The sequence below is a fragment of the Kordia sp. genome (assembly GCF_050633145.1).
Classification (GTDB): domain Bacteria; phylum Bacteroidota; class Bacteroidia; order Flavobacteriales; family Flavobacteriaceae; genus Kordia.
The window spans coordinates 1-21,364 of the sequence record NZ_JBOEFY010000075.1 but is presented as its reverse complement, the minus strand read 5'-3'; the positions used below and the strand labels follow the sequence as shown (position 1 = coordinate 21,364).

At 32.7% G+C, this 21,364-nt stretch carries 20 protein-coding genes and 1 pseudogene; 15 read left to right on the top strand and 6 right to left on the bottom strand.

Features of this window, described 5'->3' with window-relative positions; genetic code table 11:
* The first annotated feature begins 70 nt into the window (after positions 1-70).
* From ACRBBL_RS24775 to ACRBBL_RS24750, 6 genes are all read left to right on the top strand, one after another.
* On the top strand, positions 71-1,138 hold the full coding sequence (locus ACRBBL_RS24775; protein ID WP_431371787.1) for a glycosyltransferase family 4 protein: 1,068 nt from the start codon (positions 71-73) through the stop codon (positions 1,136-1,138).
* Positions 1,139-1,303: 165 nt separating this feature from the next.
* Positions 1,304-1,504 carry a hypothetical protein gene (locus tag ACRBBL_RS24770; RefSeq protein ID WP_431371786.1) on the top strand — a complete coding sequence of 67 codons (201 nt, stop codon included), beginning with the start codon at positions 1,304-1,306 and terminating at the stop codon, positions 1,502-1,504.
* Positions 1,505-1,667: 163 nt separating this feature from the next.
* Positions 1,668-2,264 (top strand): hypothetical protein, encoded by a 597-nt coding sequence (locus ACRBBL_RS24765; protein WP_431371785.1) that lies wholly within the window; start codon positions 1,668-1,670, stop codon positions 2,262-2,264.
* 57 nt (positions 2,265-2,321) lie between these two features.
* A complete protein-coding gene (locus ACRBBL_RS24760; protein WP_431371784.1) occupies positions 2,322-2,924 on the top strand; it encodes a hypothetical protein in 603 nt (200 codons plus the stop codon).
* A 199-nt stretch (positions 2,925-3,123) separates the two neighbouring features.
* A complete protein-coding gene (locus ACRBBL_RS24755) occupies positions 3,124-3,321 on the top strand; it encodes a hypothetical protein (RefSeq protein ID WP_431371783.1) in 198 nt (65 codons plus the stop codon).
* 360 nt (positions 3,322-3,681) lie between these two features.
* Positions 3,682-4,068: a hypothetical protein gene (locus ACRBBL_RS24750; protein ID WP_431371782.1), complete on the top strand. Its 387-nt coding sequence runs from the start codon at positions 3,682-3,684 to the stop codon at positions 4,066-4,068.
* A 62-nt stretch (positions 4,069-4,130) separates the two neighbouring features.
* On the opposite strand, the gene ACRBBL_RS24745 is transcribed toward ACRBBL_RS24750, so the two are convergent.
* A complete protein-coding gene (locus tag ACRBBL_RS24745; RefSeq protein WP_431371781.1) occupies positions 4,131-5,081 on the bottom strand; it encodes a hypothetical protein in 951 nt (316 codons plus the stop codon).
* Between the two features lie 6 nt (positions 5,082-5,087).
* Positions 5,088-5,633, bottom strand: a complete 546-nt coding sequence (locus tag ACRBBL_RS24740) for a class I SAM-dependent methyltransferase (RefSeq protein ID WP_431371780.1) — start codon at positions 5,631-5,633, stop codon at positions 5,088-5,090.
* Positions 5,634-5,758: 125 nt separating this feature from the next.
* On the opposite strand from ACRBBL_RS24740, the gene ACRBBL_RS24735 reads away from it, so the two are divergent.
* The gene (locus ACRBBL_RS24735) at positions 5,759-6,667 is read left to right on the top strand and encodes a glycosyltransferase family 2 protein (protein ID WP_431371779.1); all 909 of its coding nucleotides are present in this window, start codon (positions 5,759-5,761) and stop codon (positions 6,665-6,667) included.
* Positions 6,664-7,224: an L-threonylcarbamoyladenylate synthase gene (locus tag ACRBBL_RS24730; RefSeq protein ID WP_431371778.1), complete on the top strand. Its 561-nt coding sequence runs from the start codon at positions 6,664-6,666 to the stop codon at positions 7,222-7,224. The genes ACRBBL_RS24735 and ACRBBL_RS24730 overlap by 4 nt, the downstream gene beginning before the upstream one ends.
* Positions 7,225-7,294: 70 nt before the next feature.
* Here the strand turns inward: ACRBBL_RS24730 and ACRBBL_RS24725 are convergent, their stop codons facing one another.
* Positions 7,295-7,969 carry a hypothetical protein gene (locus tag ACRBBL_RS24725; RefSeq protein ID WP_431371777.1) on the bottom strand — a complete coding sequence of 225 codons (675 nt, stop codon included), beginning with the start codon at positions 7,967-7,969 and terminating at the stop codon, positions 7,295-7,297.
* A 384-nt stretch (positions 7,970-8,353) separates the two neighbouring features.
* On the opposite strand from ACRBBL_RS24725, the gene ACRBBL_RS24720 reads away from it, so the two are divergent.
* The 3 genes from ACRBBL_RS24720 to ACRBBL_RS24710 are packed head-to-tail and all read left to right on the top strand — an operon-like array spanning position 8,354 to position 11,346.
* Complete coding sequence (locus tag ACRBBL_RS24720; protein ID WP_431371776.1) at positions 8,354-9,778, top strand: CCA tRNA nucleotidyltransferase; 1,425 nt, start codon at positions 8,354-8,356, stop codon at positions 9,776-9,778.
* The gene (locus ACRBBL_RS24715) at positions 9,775-10,809 is read left to right on the top strand and encodes a COX15/CtaA family protein (protein WP_431371775.1); all 1,035 of its coding nucleotides are present in this window, start codon (positions 9,775-9,777) and stop codon (positions 10,807-10,809) included. Before ACRBBL_RS24720 ends, ACRBBL_RS24715 begins: the two co-directional genes overlap by 4 nt.
* A gap of 27 nt (positions 10,810-10,836) precedes the next feature.
* Positions 10,837-11,346 (top strand): IS1096 element passenger TnpR family protein, encoded by a 510-nt coding sequence (locus ACRBBL_RS24710; RefSeq protein WP_431371774.1) that lies wholly within the window; start codon positions 10,837-10,839, stop codon positions 11,344-11,346.
* 52 nt (positions 11,347-11,398) lie between these two features.
* Here the strand turns inward: ACRBBL_RS24710 and ACRBBL_RS24705 are convergent, their stop codons facing one another.
* Both ACRBBL_RS24705 and ACRBBL_RS24700 read right to left on the bottom strand, forming a co-directional pair.
* Positions 11,399-12,559: a radical SAM protein gene (locus ACRBBL_RS24705; protein ID WP_431371773.1), complete on the bottom strand. Its 1,161-nt coding sequence runs from the start codon at positions 12,557-12,559 to the stop codon at positions 11,399-11,401.
* Positions 12,559-13,518, bottom strand: coding sequence for a hypothetical protein (locus ACRBBL_RS24700; protein ID WP_431371772.1), 960 nt, complete (start codon positions 13,516-13,518; stop codon positions 12,559-12,561). Before ACRBBL_RS24700 ends, ACRBBL_RS24705 begins: the two co-directional genes overlap by 1 nt.
* A 284-nt stretch (positions 13,519-13,802) precedes the next feature.
* Here ACRBBL_RS24700 and ACRBBL_RS24695 point away from each other — a divergent pair, with 284 nt between their 5' ends.
* The gene (locus ACRBBL_RS24695; RefSeq protein WP_431371806.1) at positions 13,803-14,861 is read left to right on the top strand and encodes a nucleoid-associated protein; all 1,059 of its coding nucleotides are present in this window, start codon (positions 13,803-13,805) and stop codon (positions 14,859-14,861) included.
* Between the two features lie 42 nt (positions 14,862-14,903).
* Here ACRBBL_RS24695 and ACRBBL_RS24690 read toward each other — a convergent pair whose 3' ends face one another.
* On the bottom strand, positions 14,904-15,953 hold the full coding sequence (locus ACRBBL_RS24690; RefSeq protein WP_431371771.1) for a hypothetical protein: 1,050 nt from the start codon (positions 15,951-15,953) through the stop codon (positions 14,904-14,906).
* A gap of 252 nt (positions 15,954-16,205) precedes the next feature.
* Between ACRBBL_RS24690 and ACRBBL_RS24685 the strand changes: the two genes are divergently transcribed.
* From ACRBBL_RS24685 to ACRBBL_RS24675, 3 genes and pseudogenes are all read left to right on the top strand, one after another.
* Positions 16,206-17,108: an ABC transporter ATP-binding protein gene (locus ACRBBL_RS24685; RefSeq protein ID WP_431371770.1), complete on the top strand. Its 903-nt coding sequence runs from the start codon at positions 16,206-16,208 to the stop codon at positions 17,106-17,108.
* A gap of 18 nt (positions 17,109-17,126) precedes the next feature.
* The gene (locus tag ACRBBL_RS24680) at positions 17,127-17,957 is read left to right on the top strand and encodes an ABC transporter permease (protein WP_431371769.1); all 831 of its coding nucleotides are present in this window, start codon (positions 17,127-17,129) and stop codon (positions 17,955-17,957) included.
* A 306-nt stretch (positions 17,958-18,263) separates the two neighbouring features.
* Positions 18,264-21,364 (top strand): annotated as a pseudogene (locus tag ACRBBL_RS24675) (CUB protein); the annotation flags it as partial.

Sequence of the window (21,364 nt, the reverse complement as noted above, 5' to 3'; positions counted from 1 at the left end):
GTTTGTTTTTTAAGAAAAAAGGTTTGTGTGAGGTTGCATGTGCCCGCTAAAAAATAATAAATTTGAACACATGAAAAACGTTTTTTTAGAATCACATAATATTAAGAATTTACACTTTGGCTTTGGACAATTTAATTATCATTTGATAAAAGGATTGTATGAAGCACAAATTGATGATTTTAAAATGACGCTTCACGCGAAAAACCTCAGCTCACTAAAAGACGAGTTTGGTAATTATTTTGAGTATAAAAAGTATCAATCATTTCGTCGGTATCCAATGATGCGAATTCGTAAAAAATACGATTTATGGCATTCGTTGAATCAGAATATTAAGATTGAACCATATCACAATATTCCGTATTTATTGACAGTTCACGATGTGAATTTCATTGAAGAAGAATCAAGCGATATGAATCACGAACGCAATGTACGTTTTCGTGAAAAACTAGAACGAAGTAGTGCCATTACGTACATTTCAAACTTTGCAAAAGCGTCTACACACCAACATTTTGACGTACCAAACGTTCCTGAATATGTGATTTATAATGGAAACCCAATTCGTGAAGTCACGCTTCCAGAAAACTATCAACCAAAAATTACATCTGACAAACCGTATTTATTTAGCATTGGTGAATTTACACCACGAAAAAACTTCCACACTTTAGTAGAAATGTTAGCTATATTACCCGATTTTAATTTAATCCTTTCGGGAAATAACAATACGGAATACGCTAGCGGAAAACTCGCTGAAACGATTCAAAAACATAACTTACAAGATCGCGTATTCATCACTGGAAAAATTGGTGATACCGACAAACAATATTACTTACAAAACTGTGCTGCTTTTGTATTTCCATCGTTACGTGAAGGTTTCGGCATTCCACCTATTGAAGCCATGCGTTTTGGAAAGCCTGTGTTCTTATCAAACAAAACTTCCTTGCCTGAAATTGGTGGCGATCATGCCTTTTTCTGGGATCATTACGATGCTGAATATATGGCAAGTATTTTTGAAAAGGGAATGCATACGTTTGAAACCAACAAAGAGACTTACGAAAACGCGTACATTCAACGTGCACAGAGCTTTGATTGGAACACGACTGCCAAACAATACGAAGAAGTGTATCGTAGTTTAATTTAGACTGCTTCGCTATTAGATCTTAGATCTTAGATCGCACACTTGTGCTTTTAGTTTTTCATTCTTTGTTTACTGTTTGTTGTGCATTTTTTAATTCATTTTATCATATTGGGTAACAAATCTTTGTAAATAGGACTTCTTGTTATATAAACCAATCAAATATATAACATGAAAAAAAAGAATTTAAAATCTTTAAAGCTGAACAAAAAATTTGTTGCAAATTTTAATGAATTGGCTGGTGGAAAAGCTGGAACTTGTGAAGGTCCATGCCAAGGCGGAACAGGATGCTGTAATGGTGGTAATAGTGGTTTATGTGTATCAGAGACTGTAGGTGCTGAACATTGCAATTGTATGCCTAGAGACCATTAAACTTTAAAGTTTTAAAAGCGATTGTAAAGCATGTTATTTTACAATCGCTTTTGTTTTTTTATAAAGATTTATATTTTATATTTTTCACTTCAAATTACCTTTTAGCACGCAACCTTTTTCATAAATATACATCTAGGATGTATACATTAAAACCAATACCACTATGAAAAAGTTATTTATTACCGCAATTTTATTAGGAATTTTATCTTCTTGCAATACCGACGATGTTGATTCAGATTTTATCGTTGTAAGCTCCGAAGAAGCTGCACAACAAGATAATTGTACTCCAGACACCAGTAATCCGCCATCAATATTAGGAAGCACTTATTTTAGAAGTAGCTTTATATTAGAAACCGCTGTTGATGGAAACGGCGATGGAGTGTTTTCATTTGATTTAAAAGACGAAGGACTTTGTAGCGCAGACGCAATGACTTTTAGCACTAATTTTAGAGTTTGGAACCCAGAATCAAGCTTTGTTTCGTTGCAAGTAGTGAATGATGCACAAGCTATTTATTGTTCTCATGCAGATGGGACATTGCCTATATATATAAAAACAGGAAATAATGTTGATTTCTGTTTTGGTGGAGAAATCAGGTTCTCAGGAACACTTTCTGATGATGAAAATACGTTAACAATTCAATTACCATACGATCAATTATACGGTTTCTTTCTCGCTGGTGGCGGTAACGATATTTTATTACCAGACGGAACCATTGAACAATATCAAGGTAGCGCTACTTTAGTATATGAACGACAATAGTAAAAAACTTCTCAAACTACACAAACAAACACTTTAAACATTAAAACCAATACCACTATGAAAAAGTTATTTATTACTGCATTCTTACTAGGAATATGCGTTTCTTGTAATGTAGATGATGTTGATTCTGATTTAACACCTGTAGCAGTTACTGAAAACAACGCTGATTGTGTTGCTGATAATCCTCCATCTATTTTAGGAAGAACATACTTAAGAAGCGGATTTGAAATTGATACTCCAGTCGACGCAAACGGAGATGGAATATACTCAACAGACTTAATGGAAGAACAATTGTGTTTTGATTTATCTTTAAGTTTCGGTACTGATTTCAGAGTTCCCAATCCAACTTTTGATGCAGTTTCTTTATATGTGGATGATGATGGAAACGGAAATCTTTCGCAACGCATGAACTGTTCTCATGCAGATGGAACTGCAAATACATACATGCAAGTTGGCGAAACTATTAAGTTTTTCTATAACGAAAATGAATTACAATTTACAGGAACGCTTTCTGAAGACGAAACTACCATAACATTTGAGTTTCCAAATGACCTTTTATTTGGATTTAACTTTTTTGATGATGGAAATGAAATATTACTTCAAGATGGTAGCGTCTTAGAATACGAAGGAGGCGCAGTTGTTACATACACATTACAATAAATAAAAAGATTTTGTAGTATCTAATTTTTAAAATTAGATACTATTTGAGGTAATTACAAATACCTTAAGTTTATTTAGTTTTTTTTGGTAAAATACCATTGTTACGAAAGTGATAATGGTATTTTTTTATACCTTAAAATATGGGTAACAAAATATGTGTTGATGAACTATTATATAGTTAATTAAAAATATATTTATTATGAAAAAACAACAGATTAAATCATTAAGATTGAACAAGAAATTCGTAGCTAGTATGAATGGATCTATCTTGGGAGGAAAAGCCGCAACTTGTGAAGGTCCTTGTCAAGGAGGAACAGGTTGCTGTAATGGGGCTACTTCACTATGTGTATCTGAAACTGGAGGTTATAATTGCAATTGTATGCCAAGAGACCATTAAAATTTTCCCTGCAAAATGATTCGTTTTTGCGTCATTTTGCAGGGTGTTTCCACAATTCTTCGTATAACTTACTTCATTAGTTTTTTCTGATATTTAATAGTATGTCAAGGCAAACTCACAAGGGATTCAGGAAAAACTACTCTGTTCAATTCAATACCTGAGAAAATAATTAAAAAATATATTGCATTTTTTAGCAAAAGAAAAGTTTATTATGATGTCAAAAAATGCTCACTACTACTTCACAAATGCACACTATTTATAGTTGATTTTTTATAAAACATCAATTACAAGAGTTTATTTTTAGCGCATGAAAGAGTTTCTTTGTTTCAAAATGAACTGTATTCTAAAAATAAAATAACAATGGAAAACTTAATTGAAATTAAAAACGACTATAATTCTCTAGACAAACTATATCAGTTTTTAGAAAAAACATCTGATCTTGAATGTTCAAAAGAGTATGACATTTGGGAACACAGAACAAATGCAAACGGAGAACTAGCCCAATGTATTATTATTAAAAAAAGTGGAATGCACGCTGTAAAAGCTTTTTTTGTAAATAAAGATACTGTAAAAATCAATCATATTATTCCCAATAAGATGATGAATGCGTACTTTGGGAAAAGTGTAAAAATTCGAAGAAACATAATTGAAATCATTGCTGGTTTTGTGAAACAAGCTTTACTAAAAGGATCTCAAGAAAAAGCTTTTAAAGAATTGGAAAGTGTCATTAATAAAGCAGCTGCATAACTAATGCTCATATAAAAACTTTACAAAACACCATTGTTATACGCATAATGATGGTGTTTTTTTTATAATTCAAAAATAGGTTTCACCCAATTTTCAATTTTATAGTTGGAAAGTATTGCTGAGTCAATTTCTACATAATCAGAAGTCACAAAATTTGCTGGAATTTCAATATTGTTTTCATCTACAACCAAAATATTTTGCGGATGATAAAAATCGTAGTTTACAATATCTTTATTTGTTGTGATGAGTTTTTTACGATGTCCCAACGCTTCAAAGATTCGGAATGACAAACCTACTTGTTCGGTTCGCTGAATTTCAACAATAATCTTAGCTTTCTGAATTAAATTAGATACTTCTTGAATCGATTTTTGTGTCGTAATAATTTCTACATACTCCGCAGGCATCTCACTTCCGTTATACACTTGAATGTTATACGTCCAATTATTCTCTTTTAAGTATTTTGCTAAATTCTCTAATAATGGAAAACGGTAATCGTTGGTAGAAATATTAAAAAACTGATGGTCATACTTTGCATAATTACTTTCTTCAAAAATATAATTCGTCAAAAAAGATAAATTATATGTTGAAACATCCAAACGATCGTAACTATACACTTTATCAAACATAGGAATGATGTCCACTTTTCGTGGAAAACGACGCGTACTATCATAATAATACGCAATAAATTTTTGTGTTTTATCTTTTATAAAATTCAACAAATCATCCGACAACATATCTGGGCGAATGATAAAAATTTCGTCTTGTTTTCCAAGTTGCGTCAAAGAAGCTTTGATTCGATCAGTAACAAAAGTCTTTTTTAAATTCTTTCCAAAAATCAATTTTGAAAAGAAATTCTGCGCTTTGTGAAGCGTGTTTTTATAAGCAAAAGCTGGTTGATCCAAATACAAAATCTGTGCATCAACCGTTTCAAATTGTTGCAATGCTTTTTGAATATGCGCTGTGTAGCCAAAAGCAAATGGCGCAATAATGAGTATTTTTTTAGACGATTTCAATAGAAATTACACAATAATTCCCAATCCGTTGCAATGCGGATAATTATACACACGTTTTCCTGCTGCTTTTGCAATATCAATTACAGCTCTACGTACTTCTGGAAAACTTTCAGTATCATGAAAAATAGTACATTCACTATGTTGTGCTGCCCACAATCCGCATTCAAACGTTTCTTTGTAGTTGTGTACAATATCTACATGCGAAAAGTTGTATTGCTTATCATCTTTTTTAATCCAATCACGGTAATCAGACTTAATTAACTCAATATTAGTATACTCGGCCAAAGATGCTTTTGTTTTCTCGTAATGATCACCTTTATGATCGGTATGCTCGTCTCCGATAAAAATATCAATTCCTTTTACTTCTTTAAAGTAGTTTGAAAATACAACTGAAGAATAGCCAAATTCAACACCAAACTCAATGCAAGAATCGCGACCAATATCAAAACGTTCTATGATATCTTCAATAATCAACTCCAAACCTGCCCAAGCCGTCACCATCTCTTTAATCTTTTCTGGTCGTGTCTTTTTGATAGGTTCGTAAGTCTCCATCGGTAATCTTTTATGCAAAAGGTATTTTTTAAATTTTGAACGAAGTCCCATAATTGTGGTTTGTGTTTCCGCAAAAATATAAAATTCAACCTAAAATTGTGTAGTTTTGCACAATTACTGTGCTTATGAAGAATATTTCGATTGTTATCATCAATTATAATACGGCAAAATACACCTTAGAATGTATTGATTCCGTCCTCAAATTCACCGACAAATCACTGTCGTACGAAATTGTAGTTGTTGACAACAATTCAAAAGCCGAAGATTTTAAACACTTACAAGAAAATTTTCCAAAGCACAATCATGTTTCGCTACATAGAAGTGTAATTAATACAGGTTTTGGTGGCGGAAATATGTTTGGCGCTCAATTTACCAACGGAAAGTATATTTTATTCTTGAATAATGATGCTATGTTGCTAAATGATTGTTTGTCAATCTTGCATTCGTACATGGAAGCCAATCCAAATGTTGGAGTTTCTACAGCACAAAACTTTGATGAACACAACAAACATGTCATTTCATTTGATCATGATAAAGGCATTCGTAAATTATTATTAGGAAGAAGTTTCTTGGAGAAAAATTGGTCCAATCAATTTCCAAAACGCAAAAAGGAATATACTAATCCAGTTTCTGTAAACTTTGTAAACGGCGCTTTTATGTTTTTTAGACGTGAAGCTTTTGAGAAAGTTGGCGGATTTGACACAAATATTTTTCTCTACTTTGAAGAAATGGATATCTGTTTTCGCTTGCGTCAAGAAGGCTATTCAAGTGTTTTGGTTCCAGAAGCAAAAATTTTGCATTACCAAGGTGTGAGTACAGGAGTTTCTGAAGCCATCAGTAAAGAAGGCATGATTTCACATTTATATGTAATAAAGAAGAATTATTCTTATGCGAAATATCTATTCATTAGAAGTTATTTCTGCCTAAGCTTTCTTATCAAGCCAAAAAAATGGTTTATGCTTTCTCTTGTGTGGAAAGGTGCTCATTTGTCTGAATCATTAAAACAAAAACAGCAAATTCGATTTGAATCATGACAGAAGAAATTCAAAAAACTTTTGATCAATTACAGTTAGGAAACACCATTTTATATCCTACAGATACGGTTTGGGGATTGGGTTGCGATGCTACAAATCCAGAAGCTGTGGCAAAAATTTATACTTTAAAACAACGAGAAGAAAGCAAAGCGTTAATCTGTTTGGTTAGTGATATTCGAATGCTAGAACGCTTTATAGAAGACATTCCCGATGTTGCTTATGATTTGATTGAAGCAGCAGACAGACCAACTACAATTATTTATGACAATCCTGTCGGAATAGCTAAAAACTTAGTTGCTTCTGACAATACATTAGCAATTCGTATTCCTGATGATGAATTTTGCCAAAAACTCATTCGCAAATTCAAACGTCCAATAGTTTCTACCTCAGCGAATATTAGCGGGCAACCAACACCGAAAAGTTATAAAGAAATCAGCGCTGAGATTTTAAAAGATGTGGACTATGTTGTAAATTTGCAAAACGAAAAAAAAGACTCCAAGCCATCGACTATTATTCAATTGCGATCAAATGGAGAAATTAAGATTATTAGAGCATGATGTAGTTGTTTGTTATTAGTTATTGGTTGCTAGAATGATCACCACGAATGCATAATTTTTTAAATTATTATTATCTTTTAGCTAATATCGGCTGTTCTACAATAACATCATACCCAGTACCGTTATTATTCGCAAAAATAATTTCACCTTGATCTATTTTCGATTCACTAGTATCAGTCGCATATATATTTTTAACCCATTTCAAAACAAAAGATACTTTCGTTTTATATTTTTGGCATAGCGCTCCATTAGTGTAAACATTTTTAAATTTTTCACCTACTTGTACTTTTGTGATTTTTTCTGTTCTAACATATTTTGAATTAATAACTTCTCTATGACTCATTGGGACTTCACGGACATAGAATAATAATTCTTTAATATAGAAATCATTTGAAATTTTACATGCTTCCATACGACCTTCTCCTCCAATAAGCAACTTTTTAAAAATAAGAATCGGCTCTGAAGTATCTTTCAAGTTCATTTTTGTTGTAAGCATTGAATCTAGTGACTTCAATATAGAATCATAGTCTCCTGAGTCTTCAAAGTAAAATTTTGTGAAAGCTGTTCTATAATCTAATGAATCTCTTGAGAGTGCAGATGAGAATTTGCTATCACCACAAAAACAATCATATAGCTCATTATTATTATTTTGCGAATTACTTTTACTATTTGAACTATCGTCTTTACATGAATTAAGCACTACCAAAAATAGAATTGCAATACCAAATTTTATCGTGTTTTTCATAAGTTTATATATGTCATGAATTGTATATACTTTCTTAAAAGTACACTTTTTAAAGTTATTATATATTTTCTATTATATGTAAAAGCACAATCTCTTCAACCAAATTAATCACGGATATAAAAATAGTAGTGAATTCTAAGCAAAAACTACTTTACTATAGCTAGTATTTCTAGGCAAAATTTTCTTTAGACAATCATCAAAAAATAAATGCCATTATAGTAAGTAATGATGTTTTCAAACTTTCGTAATACACAAAAAACTTTCGTAAATTTGCAAAAGATTTTTATTTATTAAGATAATAAGAGCATAATCTAGTTGCTCGTTGTTGGTTATTAGTTGTTTACAAACTACCAACTAACAACAAAAAACTAACAACAAAATTCAATGAATTACAAAGAAGCTTTACAACTCAATATATTTTCAACCATTTCAAAAGCAGCAACCGAATTACAGCTTGAAACGTATGTAATTGGTGGTTTTGTGCGTGATTTTTTGTTGAAACGTGGCGATGCAAAAGATATTGATGTTGTTGCAGTTGGAAGCGGAATTGAATTGGCAAAAAAAGTAGCTTCACTCCTACCAAATAAACCCAAAGTACAAGTGTTTAAAAATTATGGTACTGCCATGATTAAAACCAAAGAAATTGAAGTTGAATTTGTAGGCGCTCGAAAAGAAAGTTACGAACGTGGCAGCAGAAATCCTGCGGTAGAAGACGGAACGCTTCAAGATGATCAAAATCGTCGTGATTTTTCTATCAATGCAATGGCCTTGAGTTTAAACGAAGCCACTTTTGGAGATTTACTCGATCCGTTTAACGGCTTACAGGATTTAGAAGATAAACGAATTGTAACACCGCTTGATCCAGATATAACGTATTCGGACGATCCGTTGCGTATGATGCGCGCCATCCGATTTGCAACACAATTAGATTTCAAAATCGATCCCGTTTCACTAGAAGCCATCACACGAAATGCCGATCGCATTAAAATTATATCGAAAGAACGTATTGTTGTAGAGTTGAATAAAATTTTAATGAGTAGCAAACCTTCTATTGGGTTTATACTGTTAGAAAAAACGCAGCTTTTACCACATATTCTACCTGAATTAGTCGCTTTAAAAGGTATTGACGAAATAGAAGGTCAGAAACATAAAGACAATTTTTACCACAGTTTAGAAGTCGTAGATAATATTTGTCCAAATACAGACAATGTTTGGTTGCGTTGGGCTGCATTGTTACACGATATTGGAAAAGCGCCTACCAAACGTTTTAGTAAAAAAGTAGGTTGGACGTTTCACGGACACGAATTTGTTGGTGGAAAAATGGCGTACAAACTCTTTAAGCGTTTGCGTATGCCATTGAATGAAAAAGTGAAGTTTGTGCAAAAAATGGTGATGATGAGTTCGCGCCCAATCGTATTATCGCAAGATGGTGTGACAGATTCTGCCGTACGTCGTTTGGTTTTTGATGCAGGCGATCATGTAGAAGATTTAATGACACTTTGTGAAGCAGACATCACCACAAAAAACCCGCGAAAGTTTGAAAAATATCACAATAATTTCAAAGTTGTTCGGGAGAAGATTGTAGAAGTTGAAGAACGCGATCATGTACGTAATTTTCAACCGCCAGTTTCTGGTGAAGAAATCATGAAAACATTCAACTTAAAACCTTCCCGAGAAATCGGAATCATAAAACACGCCATAAAAGAAGCAATTTTGGAAGGTGAAATTCCGAACGAATATGAAGCAGCACATGCGTATATGATTACCAAAGGAAAAGAATTAGGTTTAGTAGAAAACACCGAAAAATGAAGAAGAATTTCAACACCATTGCAAAAGTTACCTTAGTTTTAGTATACTTTGTTATTATAGCTGGCGCGGTTGTTCGTATGACAGGAAGTGGAATGGGTTGCCCAGATTGGCCAAAATGTTTTGGATATTTAATTCCGCCAACAGAAGAAGCACAATTGCAATGGCAACCAGATCATTTTTACGAAGATGGTATGGTAATTATTGTAGATGAAGCTTTGCAAGTTGCCAAAGAAGATTTTACAACTACAAACAGTTTTAACACCACAAACTGGGAACCATATACCGAACATGATTATGCAACTTTCAACGCTTTTCATACCTGGGTTGAATACATAAATAGATTGTTTGGCGCCTTAGCTGGTTTGGCTACATTACTGCTATTTATAGGTTCGTGTTGGTATTGGAAAGAACAAAAAATCATTACACTCTTATCATTTTTCACCGTTGCTGGCATGGGATTTCAAGCCTGGCTAGGAAAAACGGTGGTTGATTCTAATTTGGCTCCATTCAAAATTACCATTCACATGGTAATGGCATTGGTGATTGTTGCGGCAATATTATACATTATACATGCAACTTCTAACAAAGTAAAAGCACATACAAGTGACAAATTGTTTACGAAATTACTGTATGCTTCCCTTCTATTGACTTTGGTTCAAACCATATTAGGAACACAAGTAAGACAGTTTGTAGACGAACAAATTAAAACCATAGGTGAAACAAGTCAATCGTTATGGCTAGCAAATCCTGAATTAGATTTTTATATTCACCGAACGTTTTCCATCGTTGTTTTACTACTGAATATCTGGTTGTTTTATCGTTTCAAAAAATTACAATTAGGCTTTACAAAAGTATATTGGGTAATGGTCTTATTAGGCTTAGAAATCCTTTCGGGAATTGCCATGTATTACTTCGATTTCCCGTTTGGAACACAAACGATCCACATCGTTTTAGCTACGATATTATTCGGAATTCAATTTTATCTTATCTTAGAAGCAAATAAAACGCAAAACAAAGCAGAAAGTTTGTAAATTTGCAATCCAATTTTTTTAACGAGCATGATTTATAGATTTAGAGTAATATTAGATGCAGCAGAAGATGTCTTTAGAGACATTGAAATTCAGGAAGATGCAACGTTTGAAGACTTCCATAATGCCATTACACAAGCGTTTGGATTTGATGGAATGGAAATGGCGTCTTTTTATGTGAGTGATGATGAATGGAATCAAGGAGAAGAGATTTCTCAATTTGATATGAGCGAAGGACAAGATTCTATTCGATTGATGAATGAAACTACACTTGATGGTGTACTTTCTGAAGATCAACTCCGATTGATTTATGTGTACGATTTTTTGAATATGTGGACATTTCTAATAGAACTTGCTGAAATCGCAGAACCGTTAAGTGGTATATCATATCCGAATCTATTATTCTCTCACGGAATTCTTCCAGATAGTGCTCCAGACAAACAGTTTGAAGCAGAACAAGATCCATACGGATTGGAAGACGACGAAGATTTAGACATCAATGATTATGATAGTTTGAATTTTGATGAAAACTGGAACTAACTTCGACGAGCTCAGTTACCTATTTACAGTAAATTAAATTATAAAAAATCAACTATTTATAGTTTGTCATTGCTTGCGCAACAAAAGAATATAATGGATTGTAATGCTTTTGTATAAACAATTGATTTTTCTCTCGCCAAAGTTTGGTACTCATTTTATCCACAATAGGAATTAGCGTTTTTTCATGATAACATGCTACTGGACTTGCTTTTGAGACACTTTTTGTTGAAGAGTAGTTGATACAAGAACACCACGTAGAACAACGATCTTTTAATTTACATCCTAAACATTCAGGCTTATCTTTTATAATATCTGCTCTAAGTTGATTTAGTTTAGAACTTACCAATCCTTCTTTAACAGTTCCTAATTGTACGCTTGGATCTGCCTGATGTGCCGGTTTTACAAATTGCATACATGGATAAATATCTCCATTTGGAGCAATAGAAATTTGATTGTTACCTATACTACATTTATTGGCGCAAGCAGCAGGTTTTTTTGTATGTGTTTGAATTCGCTCATCAAAACTACTTAAATAAAAATGCTCAACATTGTTACATCTTTCTTCATACCATTTTGCTAATTTCTCATATTCGGCAGCTAAGATTTCAAAATCTTGATACGTCCACTCAGCAGAATAATCTAAAGTACAATTAATAAAACGTAATCCTTGATCGTAAATCCAAGTAATGTTATCATACAAATCTTTCGAAGACTGAGGTGTAACCACACAAAAAGCATTTGTAAACGGATTGTGTTTTAATACACTTTTTATGGTACGTTCCATAATTTTAGAGTAATCAGAATTTCCGATTGTTGGGCGTTGTTTTTTCATTGTTTCTGGAGTTCCATCCAAACTCAATGATACCATGATGTTTCTATCGGTAAGATCTTTCATCAAATTTTCGGTAAGCAATAATCCGTTTGTTGATAATTGACCTACAATGTTTATTTCATCTCCTAATCTTCTTTTACATTCGTCATGTATATAAAAGAGTTTTTTCTTTTCCATTAAAGGTTCACCTCCTAAAAAAGCGATCACTAATTTGGTTGCTTTTTTTCTTTGCACTTCGCCTACTACAAAATCTATAGATTCTTGTATCGTAGTTTGATTCATTGAAGTTTTCGTTTTTTCTCCTGCGTAACAGTAACTACAACGCATGTTGCAATCATGTGTTACATGAAAATTTGCTGTGTATTTTATGGATGTACTCATTAAAATCTCCCTTCAGATTTTGCCCAATCTATATAGTCTTGAACTAGGTTTTCTAAATTTTCAATGGCTTTCTTTCTAGCATCTCCGCTTCTTTCGACATAATTCCCTTCTTCATCTACCATATAACCATACGAATGGTATGCTAATTTGTTATTATACAATGAAAGTGCAGCTATGCTAGTACTTTCTTCATCAACAAGTTGCTTCATTTCTTCCAAATCAACTTTTTCGTTATCGTATGCGTCTAGAATTTCTTTACCATAATTTTTATCAGAGTAATTTCGATTATCTGCAATGTATTTGTTGATTTGTTCTTTTAACGTAGGATTGTTCCACAAACTTCGTTCTAATTCTAATAGTTTATAATATCTTTTTTGCTCAGTTAAGTTTCTAAAAAACTTACTTACGGATTCATAACTGCTTTGGTTTTTTTCTACTTGTTGCATTAATTCTTTATACGCTATCAAATCTTCTGGCAATAATGAAGATTCGTTAAATCTACTCCTCCATGAATTATAGCAATCTGGAGTTGTATTCTTGCTATCGAGCCAAACGTAGCCTATATTGTGCTTTTTATTGTATCCAGTTGCATTAAAATTCAGTCCGTTTTTAGAAATTGGATATTCTTTTACAAGATCTATTTTATTTGCCAGAAAAATAGAATCTATAATAGCTACTGCTGTTTCTCTATTAAGTCTATCTGGCAATCCTGTTCCATAAGCTGCATACGTGTGAGGAAAACCTAGTTCTTTAAATTTTATTGGATTTACCTTTGCTTCTCCTGTGTTATTAGAATTTGTTGAAAATGCAAAAAGTCCAAACACTCCCAAAAGTGCTGTAGCATAATAACCTGTTTTTGAAACGCTAGGAGACATTAACAAAGGGCTTTCATCAAGATAGGAAGGATATTTTGGTGTTTTATACCTTCTGATTGGAGTTACTTTTAACTTTTTTCTCATGGTAATGGTTTTGTTTTTTTTTGCATCAATAAAGATACCAAAAGAGATTCTATAACGTAAACTCGTCATTTTTATTAAAAGTTAAGCTGTGAATTTTATCATTCATCTTTGTTTTTTGTTATTTTTGCCGAACCGAACAAGAGCTCTTTTTGATTAAAAAATTGAGTTTCAACAATGTCACAATCGGAACGTTTACATTCTTAGGAAAATTGGAAACGTACAAAGAAAAAGTCTTACGAAAGTGGCAGTATAACATTCATAAAGAAAAAAATTACACCCTTATAATGATCAATTTATACAGTGCACAAATAGATTCCCTATCTATTCATAAAGTTGGGAATAAAAGTAGAAACGAAAATGTATTTCTTTCTTCAGAACCGTATCAATTAACGGATGAAATTACGCCATTATTAAAAGAATATTTCTTCAAACCATTTAGAGAGAAAGAAGAAAATTACTTTCAGTTTACAAATGAAGTTGATTTAGAGTTTAATCAATTATACGCAATAGTGACTGCAATTTTTGACGATTCGGCAACGATTCATGAAAATTCAAAAAAGATTGCTTCATTACTTTTCGAACAATCACAACATCCACATATTAAAAGTGGTGAAGTATATGTTGGATATTTTGAAAGCGTAGTAATTGACAATGAGAAAGTAGATGCGATCGGAATTTTTAAATCAGAGATTAAAAACGATTTCCTTCAATTTGAAGAAAACGGAAGTAATTTAGATGTGTTATTCCAACAAGGAGTTTCATTAAACAAATTAGATAAAGGTTGTATTATTTTTAATGTAAAAAAAGAAGAAGGTTACAAAATTCTTTCTGTCGATAGCAATAAATATGATACTAAATATTGGTTAGATCATTTCTTAGGTGTGGATGCATTTGCCGATGAAAACTTTTACACAAAAAAGTACTTAAAGTTCTGTCAAAACTTCGCCAAAGATGTTGTGTTTCCTGCGGAAGATAAGAAGGAAGAAGTAATGTTTATGAACCGTGCGGTGAATCACTTCGCAAAAAATGACACCTTTGAAGAAACAGAATTCTTAAACGATGTTATTGAGAATCCAGATTTAATTCCAGAGTTTAAACACTATAAAGTAGAGAAAGGACCTAAATATAGCATTGAAGATGTTTCTGAGTTTCCAATTGCTAACAAAGCCGTTTCTTCTGCTCGTAAAAGTATTAAGAATACGATTAGCTTAGATACAAATATTCAAATCAAGCTGGACTTTATCAATCCTGAATCTGCCGAGAAATTTGTAGAAAAAGGTTGGGACGAGGAAAAGCAAATGTATTATTACTTAGTATATTTTAATAAAGAACAAAAAGCATAAATTGAAAAAGCCTTTACTATAATAGTAAAGGCTTTTTTATTTCTATCGAATTACACTTTCATAATTTCTACGGACAAAGTGCAAGGCTCCATATAGTACATCGCCCATGGAAGTTAAGTTTTTAAAATTTATATCTCTGGTAACTTCAAAAACGCGTTGCGTGAGTTGTGTTACATTTTCTTTGGTAGACAATGTATCTTTCTGCATACATTCTAATAGTTCTTGAATACGATTTTCAGAACTTAGCATTCGTTTTGCAATGATAGAGCGTTCTTCTGCTTTGTATTGTTCTATAGAATCTGCTTGCAATTTTTCACCTACCAGCCTGACCATTTTATAGTTTTCTTTAAAAAATTGTGGCATGTAAATTTTAAACTTTCCTTCATAGCATTGTTGATCAAAATCAATCGCTCTAATTTTAAAAACGACATTATCAAAATCGTGCGTGGGCACAATTACATAATTGTACGAACGCATATCGCCTAGCAGTCGTATCATGCAACGTTCGTTAAACTTTACAAACTCTTTGGCAATCTGTGCTTTTTCAGAAGTGGTACAGTCTTCCAACATGTTTTCTATAAAAACATCGCCTGGAATTCCTGCTATATGTTCTTCAATAAGTGTGTTTTTATAAACTAAAAAATTGAGGTTATTAGGAGATAAAATATGTTCTAATTCCAAACCATAAATTCTAGAAGCATCAGCAGTTTTGATATAAAAATACGTGTAGTTATCATTCAGTATGTTTCGAATTTTTACTCGAAAAGGTTTTGAATTTCCAAACGTACAATAGTCTATTGCATCTACATTTAAGTATTGAATGATGTCTTCACTTCCATCAGAATGCAAAATTGAATATACTTTTTTTAAGCTTACATCAATTTCTTGTCGCTCAAATTCATTATAATATGTTCGCACCCAAAGTGTATCATTATCATCTGCATCATACACGACAACAGAACCTTGAAATCGTAATAAGTCGTCATAAAATATGGGGATTTTTATGGCTCTACCATGCTCGGAAAGATATTCGCTAAGCAATTCATTTACTGGAAATGCAGGTTTCTTTTTAGATATTATTGGTTCTTGCATTGACGGATTGTATTTTATTTCTTTTTAATTTAATAATAAGGTTTAAAAATACATCATCTTGTATAAAAAAAGCTTACACTAAAGTTTAAATATGTACCGAAAAACGCAATTAGAAGCTATTGACAAAGTTTTTTTCAATTTTTCATATAAAGCTCGATATTTTCTATTTTTTAAAAAGCTTTCTGTATATTTTGTAACAATTTTAAAATTGAGTCGTCAACTATATACAATCAATCAAAAAACAGAATTATATTGGAAACTATCCTCACACTGCAAAATCTTAGTAAAAATTACAAGAATGTCAAAGCAGTACAAAACTTATCATTCACCATTGAAAAAGGGAATGTATACGGTATTTTAGGACCAAATGGAAGTGGTAAATCTACCACTTTAGGAATGGTTTTAAATGTTGTAAATAAAACTACTGGAAATTTTCACTGGTTTAATGGCGAAGTTGCTGTACACGATGCTTTGAAACGAGTTGGTGCTATTATTGAACGACCAAATTTTTACCCATACATGACCGCTTATGACAATTTAAAGCTGGTTTGTAAAATTAAAAATGTATCTAAAACTAAAATTGAAGAAAAACTAGAACTTGTTGGACTTATAGATCGAAAAGATAGCAAGTTTAAAACATTTTCTTTAGGAATGAAACAACGATTGGCAATTGCTTCTGCCCTATTGAATGATCCTGAAATTTTAATTTTAGATGAACCTACTAACGGATTGGATCCGCAAGGAATACACCAAATTAGAGAGATTATTAAAGACATTGCTACACAAGGAACTACCATTTTATTGGCTTCTCACCTATTGGATGAAGTTGAAAAAGTATGTTCACATGTAGTTATTCTGCGAAAAGGAGTAAAAATTTATTCTGGTCGTGTGGATGAAATGGTATCAAGTCAAGGATTTTTTGAGTTAAAAACTGACAAAGAAGATGAGTTACTAGCGCATTTAGAAAATCATCCTGCTTTTGGTTCTATCAAAAAAGAAGATGGACTCATCACAGCTTTCTTAAAAGAGCCTTTAAATGCAGCCGATTTTAACAAAGCAATGTTTGAAAAAGGCATTGTATTATCGCACTTAGTAAATCGCAAAGAAAGTTTAGAAGAGCAATTCTTAATGCTAACTGAAAACCAATCTAACTAATTTTATCCAACAACGACTATGTTACGTTTATTACAAATAGAATTCCAAAAACTATGGTTAAACAGAACTAGCAGAATACTGCTTTATATTTCTTTTGTTTTTCCACTATCGATATTAATCCTTTCCTCAATTAAAATTAACTTTTTCGGGTATTTCACCTTAGATTTATCTGAAACAAAAATATTTGAGTTCCCATACATATGGCATATCACTACATTTTTTATTGCCTTTTTTAAATTTTTCTTTGCTATTGTCGTCGTCTCCATGATTGGAAATGAATACAGCAATCGGACATTAAAACAAAACCTCATTGATGGTTTAAGTAAAAAAGAAGTCATTCTTTCAAAATTTTATTTCATACTATCCTATTCTATTGTAGTTACAGCATTGGTGTTTATCATTACGCTAACAATAGGGGTTTTTAATACACCGTCGGGAGACTTGTACTTGGATAACGTCTTTGGTGGCTCAGAATTTATTTTAGCCTATTTCATAAAACTACTAGCTTTCTTTAGCTTTTGTTTATTTGCTGGCGTATTGATAAAACGTTCTGCTTTTGCTTTAGGCTTTTTATTTATCAGCTTTATCGTAGAATTAATCTTATACGGATTGTTCCGATTTAAATGGTATAATTACGATACATCAAATGAAATCATGCAATTTTTCCCGTTCGCATCAATGTGGAATTTAATTGACGAACCATTTTCTAGAATTATTGCTATCCATAATTCACAAGAAATGCCTGTAACGGACTATGCTGTACATTGGCACGAAATTCTAATTGCCTCAATATGGGTTGTGATTTTTATATTTTCATCATACAAATTATTAGAACGAAGAGATTTATAACAAAATAATATATAAATCCAATAGATTATACAGAAAGAGCGAAGCAATTCGCTCTTTTTTTAGTTCGTAATTAGTATATTTGTCGGCTGTTGAGTATGGAAAATTGCTATGAAGTATTTCACTATAAGACATACCACCTTTTCCCCCAATAATAAGTAAACCTTGGTAACTTTTATAAATTGTTATTTCAGTCATACTCGCTTTAAAAAAGAACAATTCTCAAAAATTTAAAATAATAACTACAGAAAAGAGTTATTACATTGGATTATTGAGCATTTTTATGTCTTAGATAAATATCGATTACAGATGAAAAAAAAATTACTATTTATTCTTATCATACTACCAACAATACTATTTGCACAAGGAGAAGCTGCAAACTGGTACTTTGGTCAAAATGCAGGATTACAATTTGATCCTGATACAGGAAATGTAACTGCTGTTACAGATGGAAGTTTAAACACTTTAGAAGGTTGTGCTTCGATCTCTGACGCTGATGGGAATCTATTATTTTATTCTGATGGAATTACTGTTTGGAATAGAAACCATGGTATCATGACAAATGGTACAGGTTTAAATGGAGACAGTTCTAGTACATCGTCTGCACTTATTATTCCAAAACCTCAAGACCCTAATATTTACTATATTTTCACTGTTGATGAGCCACATCATAATGATGGCGGAGTAAATAATGGATTAAATTATACGGTTGTTGATATGACTGATGGAATTGGTTTTGTTGACAACGCTCAAAAAAATATCCCTTTAATTACGTATGACACTACAGATACGCAAGAAACACGATTTAAATGTTCTGAAAAAATATCAGCTGTTAAAAGTGCCGATTGTGAATCTTTCTGGGTAATTACACACTTTATAGATGATTTTTACGCATTTAAAATTGATAATACTGGTGTAGATACAACGCCAGTTATAAGTAGCACGCCAACAGAAATACCTATTTCTGGTTATAGAAGAAATGCTCTTGGATATTTAAAAGCTTCTCCACAAGGAAACAAGCTAGCAGCTGCACATTTAGGACTCACAAATATAGAAGGTGGAAATGGTCCAGGAAAAGTGATGTTATACGATTTCGATAATGCTACTGGAATTGTAACTAATGAACTAGAATTATATGATGGAGATGCGCCTTATGGTGTTGAGTTTTCTCCTGAAGGAACTAAATTATATGCAACCGTTGGATTAGGAAATAGCGGAACTGGAAACAGCTTATTATTACAATATGATTTATTAGCCGCAGACATTCCAGGATCTCAATTTACAATAGACGATTCATTTACATTCTCAGCCGGAGCAATCCAAGTAGGAATCGATGGAAAAATTTACCGTGCTTTATTAGACTTTAGTAACACGGCAAATACAGGACGTTTTTTAGGTGTTATCGAAAACCCTGAAGCCGATGGTGCTGCTGTTATTTACAACCAAAATGGAATATTACTAGATATAACAAATACAAATACAAACCTTTCAAGGATTGGATTGCCTCCATTTATCCAATCTTTATTTGCAACACCTGTTGATATTATTCGTAACGGAGTTTCTATGACAGAACTGTCGTTATGTACTACTCAAGATTATACGCTTATGGCGGATGATATTGCTGGTGCTACCTATACTTGGACGCTCAATGGAAATCCATTAGCAGAAACTACTTTTGAATTAAATCTAACAAATGTAACACTAGCAGATGCTGGACTATATGCAGTACAAATAGAACAAAACAATGGTGAATGTCCTTTAATGGGTGAAGCAAATGTTTCCATATTTACAACACCTGTAGCCAATCAAATTGAAGATCAACTCATCTGTGATGATAACAATGATGGTTTATCACAATTAGATTTAGATACACTTGCAACAACTGTTCTAAACGGACAAGACGCTACATTATTTACTGTAACATTTCATGCAAATCAGGCAGATGCAGATTCAAATATGAATCCGTTAGCAAGTCCATATACAAACCAAACGGCGTATGATTTAGAAACTATTTTTGTTCGTATAGAAAATAATGATAGTACAGTATGTTTTGATACAACGACTTCTTTTGACTTTGACGTATTCGATCAGCCAACCGCAAATCCTGTAACAGATTACGAACTATGTGACGATGCTGCAGATGGAGATGATACAAATGGTTTAGCCACTTTTGATCTTTCTACATTAGATACAGAAGTTTTAGGCGGACAAGATAACATGCAATTCAATATTACGTATTATGCTAATCAAGCTGATGCAAACGATTCCATGAATGTCTTGCCTACAAACTACGTAAACACAACGGCTGGAGGAAATACGATTGCTGGTGGAGATCCAATAATAGCACGTATTGAAAATGTAGACAATCCAAATTGTTTTGACACAATTGAGTTCAATATAATTGTAAATCCGCTTCCAGTAATCATGCAACCTGTCGCATTACTACAATGTGACGATGATACAGATGGTTTATCTGATTTCAACTTAACAGAAGCAAATACCTTACTTTCTGCAGATGCTGCCAATGAAACATTTACGTATTACACAAGTTTAACAAATGCGCAAAATGCTACAAGTCCTATCACAAATGACACAGCATTCAACAGCGGTAATGGCGGACAAGTATTTGCAAGAATTGTAACTGTAAACGGTTGTTTCCGCACAGGAGAAGTAAACCTAATTGTAGGAGCAACACAAATTCCAGATACGTTCCAACTAACATATGAAGTATGTGATGATGATGCAGTAGATGGAGATAATACAAACGGAGTGGCAACCTTTGACTTTAGTGATGCTGATGCACAAATTAACGCGTTATTTACAGCTACAGGTCAAACACTAACAATTACCTATTATGAAAACTTTGCAGATGCTTTAGCAGAAGAAAATGCAATCGCAGACATTAGTAATCATAGGAATGATGCGTCTCCTAATGTTCAAAACATTGTTGTTCGTGTAGATAGTGATGCTAACAATGCATGTTTAGGTTTGGGAGAACACATTACGCTTACGGTAAATCCGCTACCAGATACAAACCCTATTACGGACTATGTAGTATGTAGTGACAATGCTAGTCAATTTACGTTTGATCTTTCAATTAAAGATCCAGAAGTAATCAACGGACAAGCCAATATTGATGTTACTTACCACGAATCGCAAGCAGATGCAGATACAAATACTGGTGCAATTGTAAGTCCATATACAACATTTGCAAGAACGATATATGTACGTGCAACTAACAACATAACTAACTGTGCAAATACAGCAATGAACTTTGATTTAATTATCAATGAAAACCCTGTAGCAGTTATGCCAACGGATTTAATTGTTTGTGACGAAACTCCTTTTGATGGTTTCACTGCTGTAGATTTAAATTCGCAATCCTCAACCATAACTGGAACACAAACGGA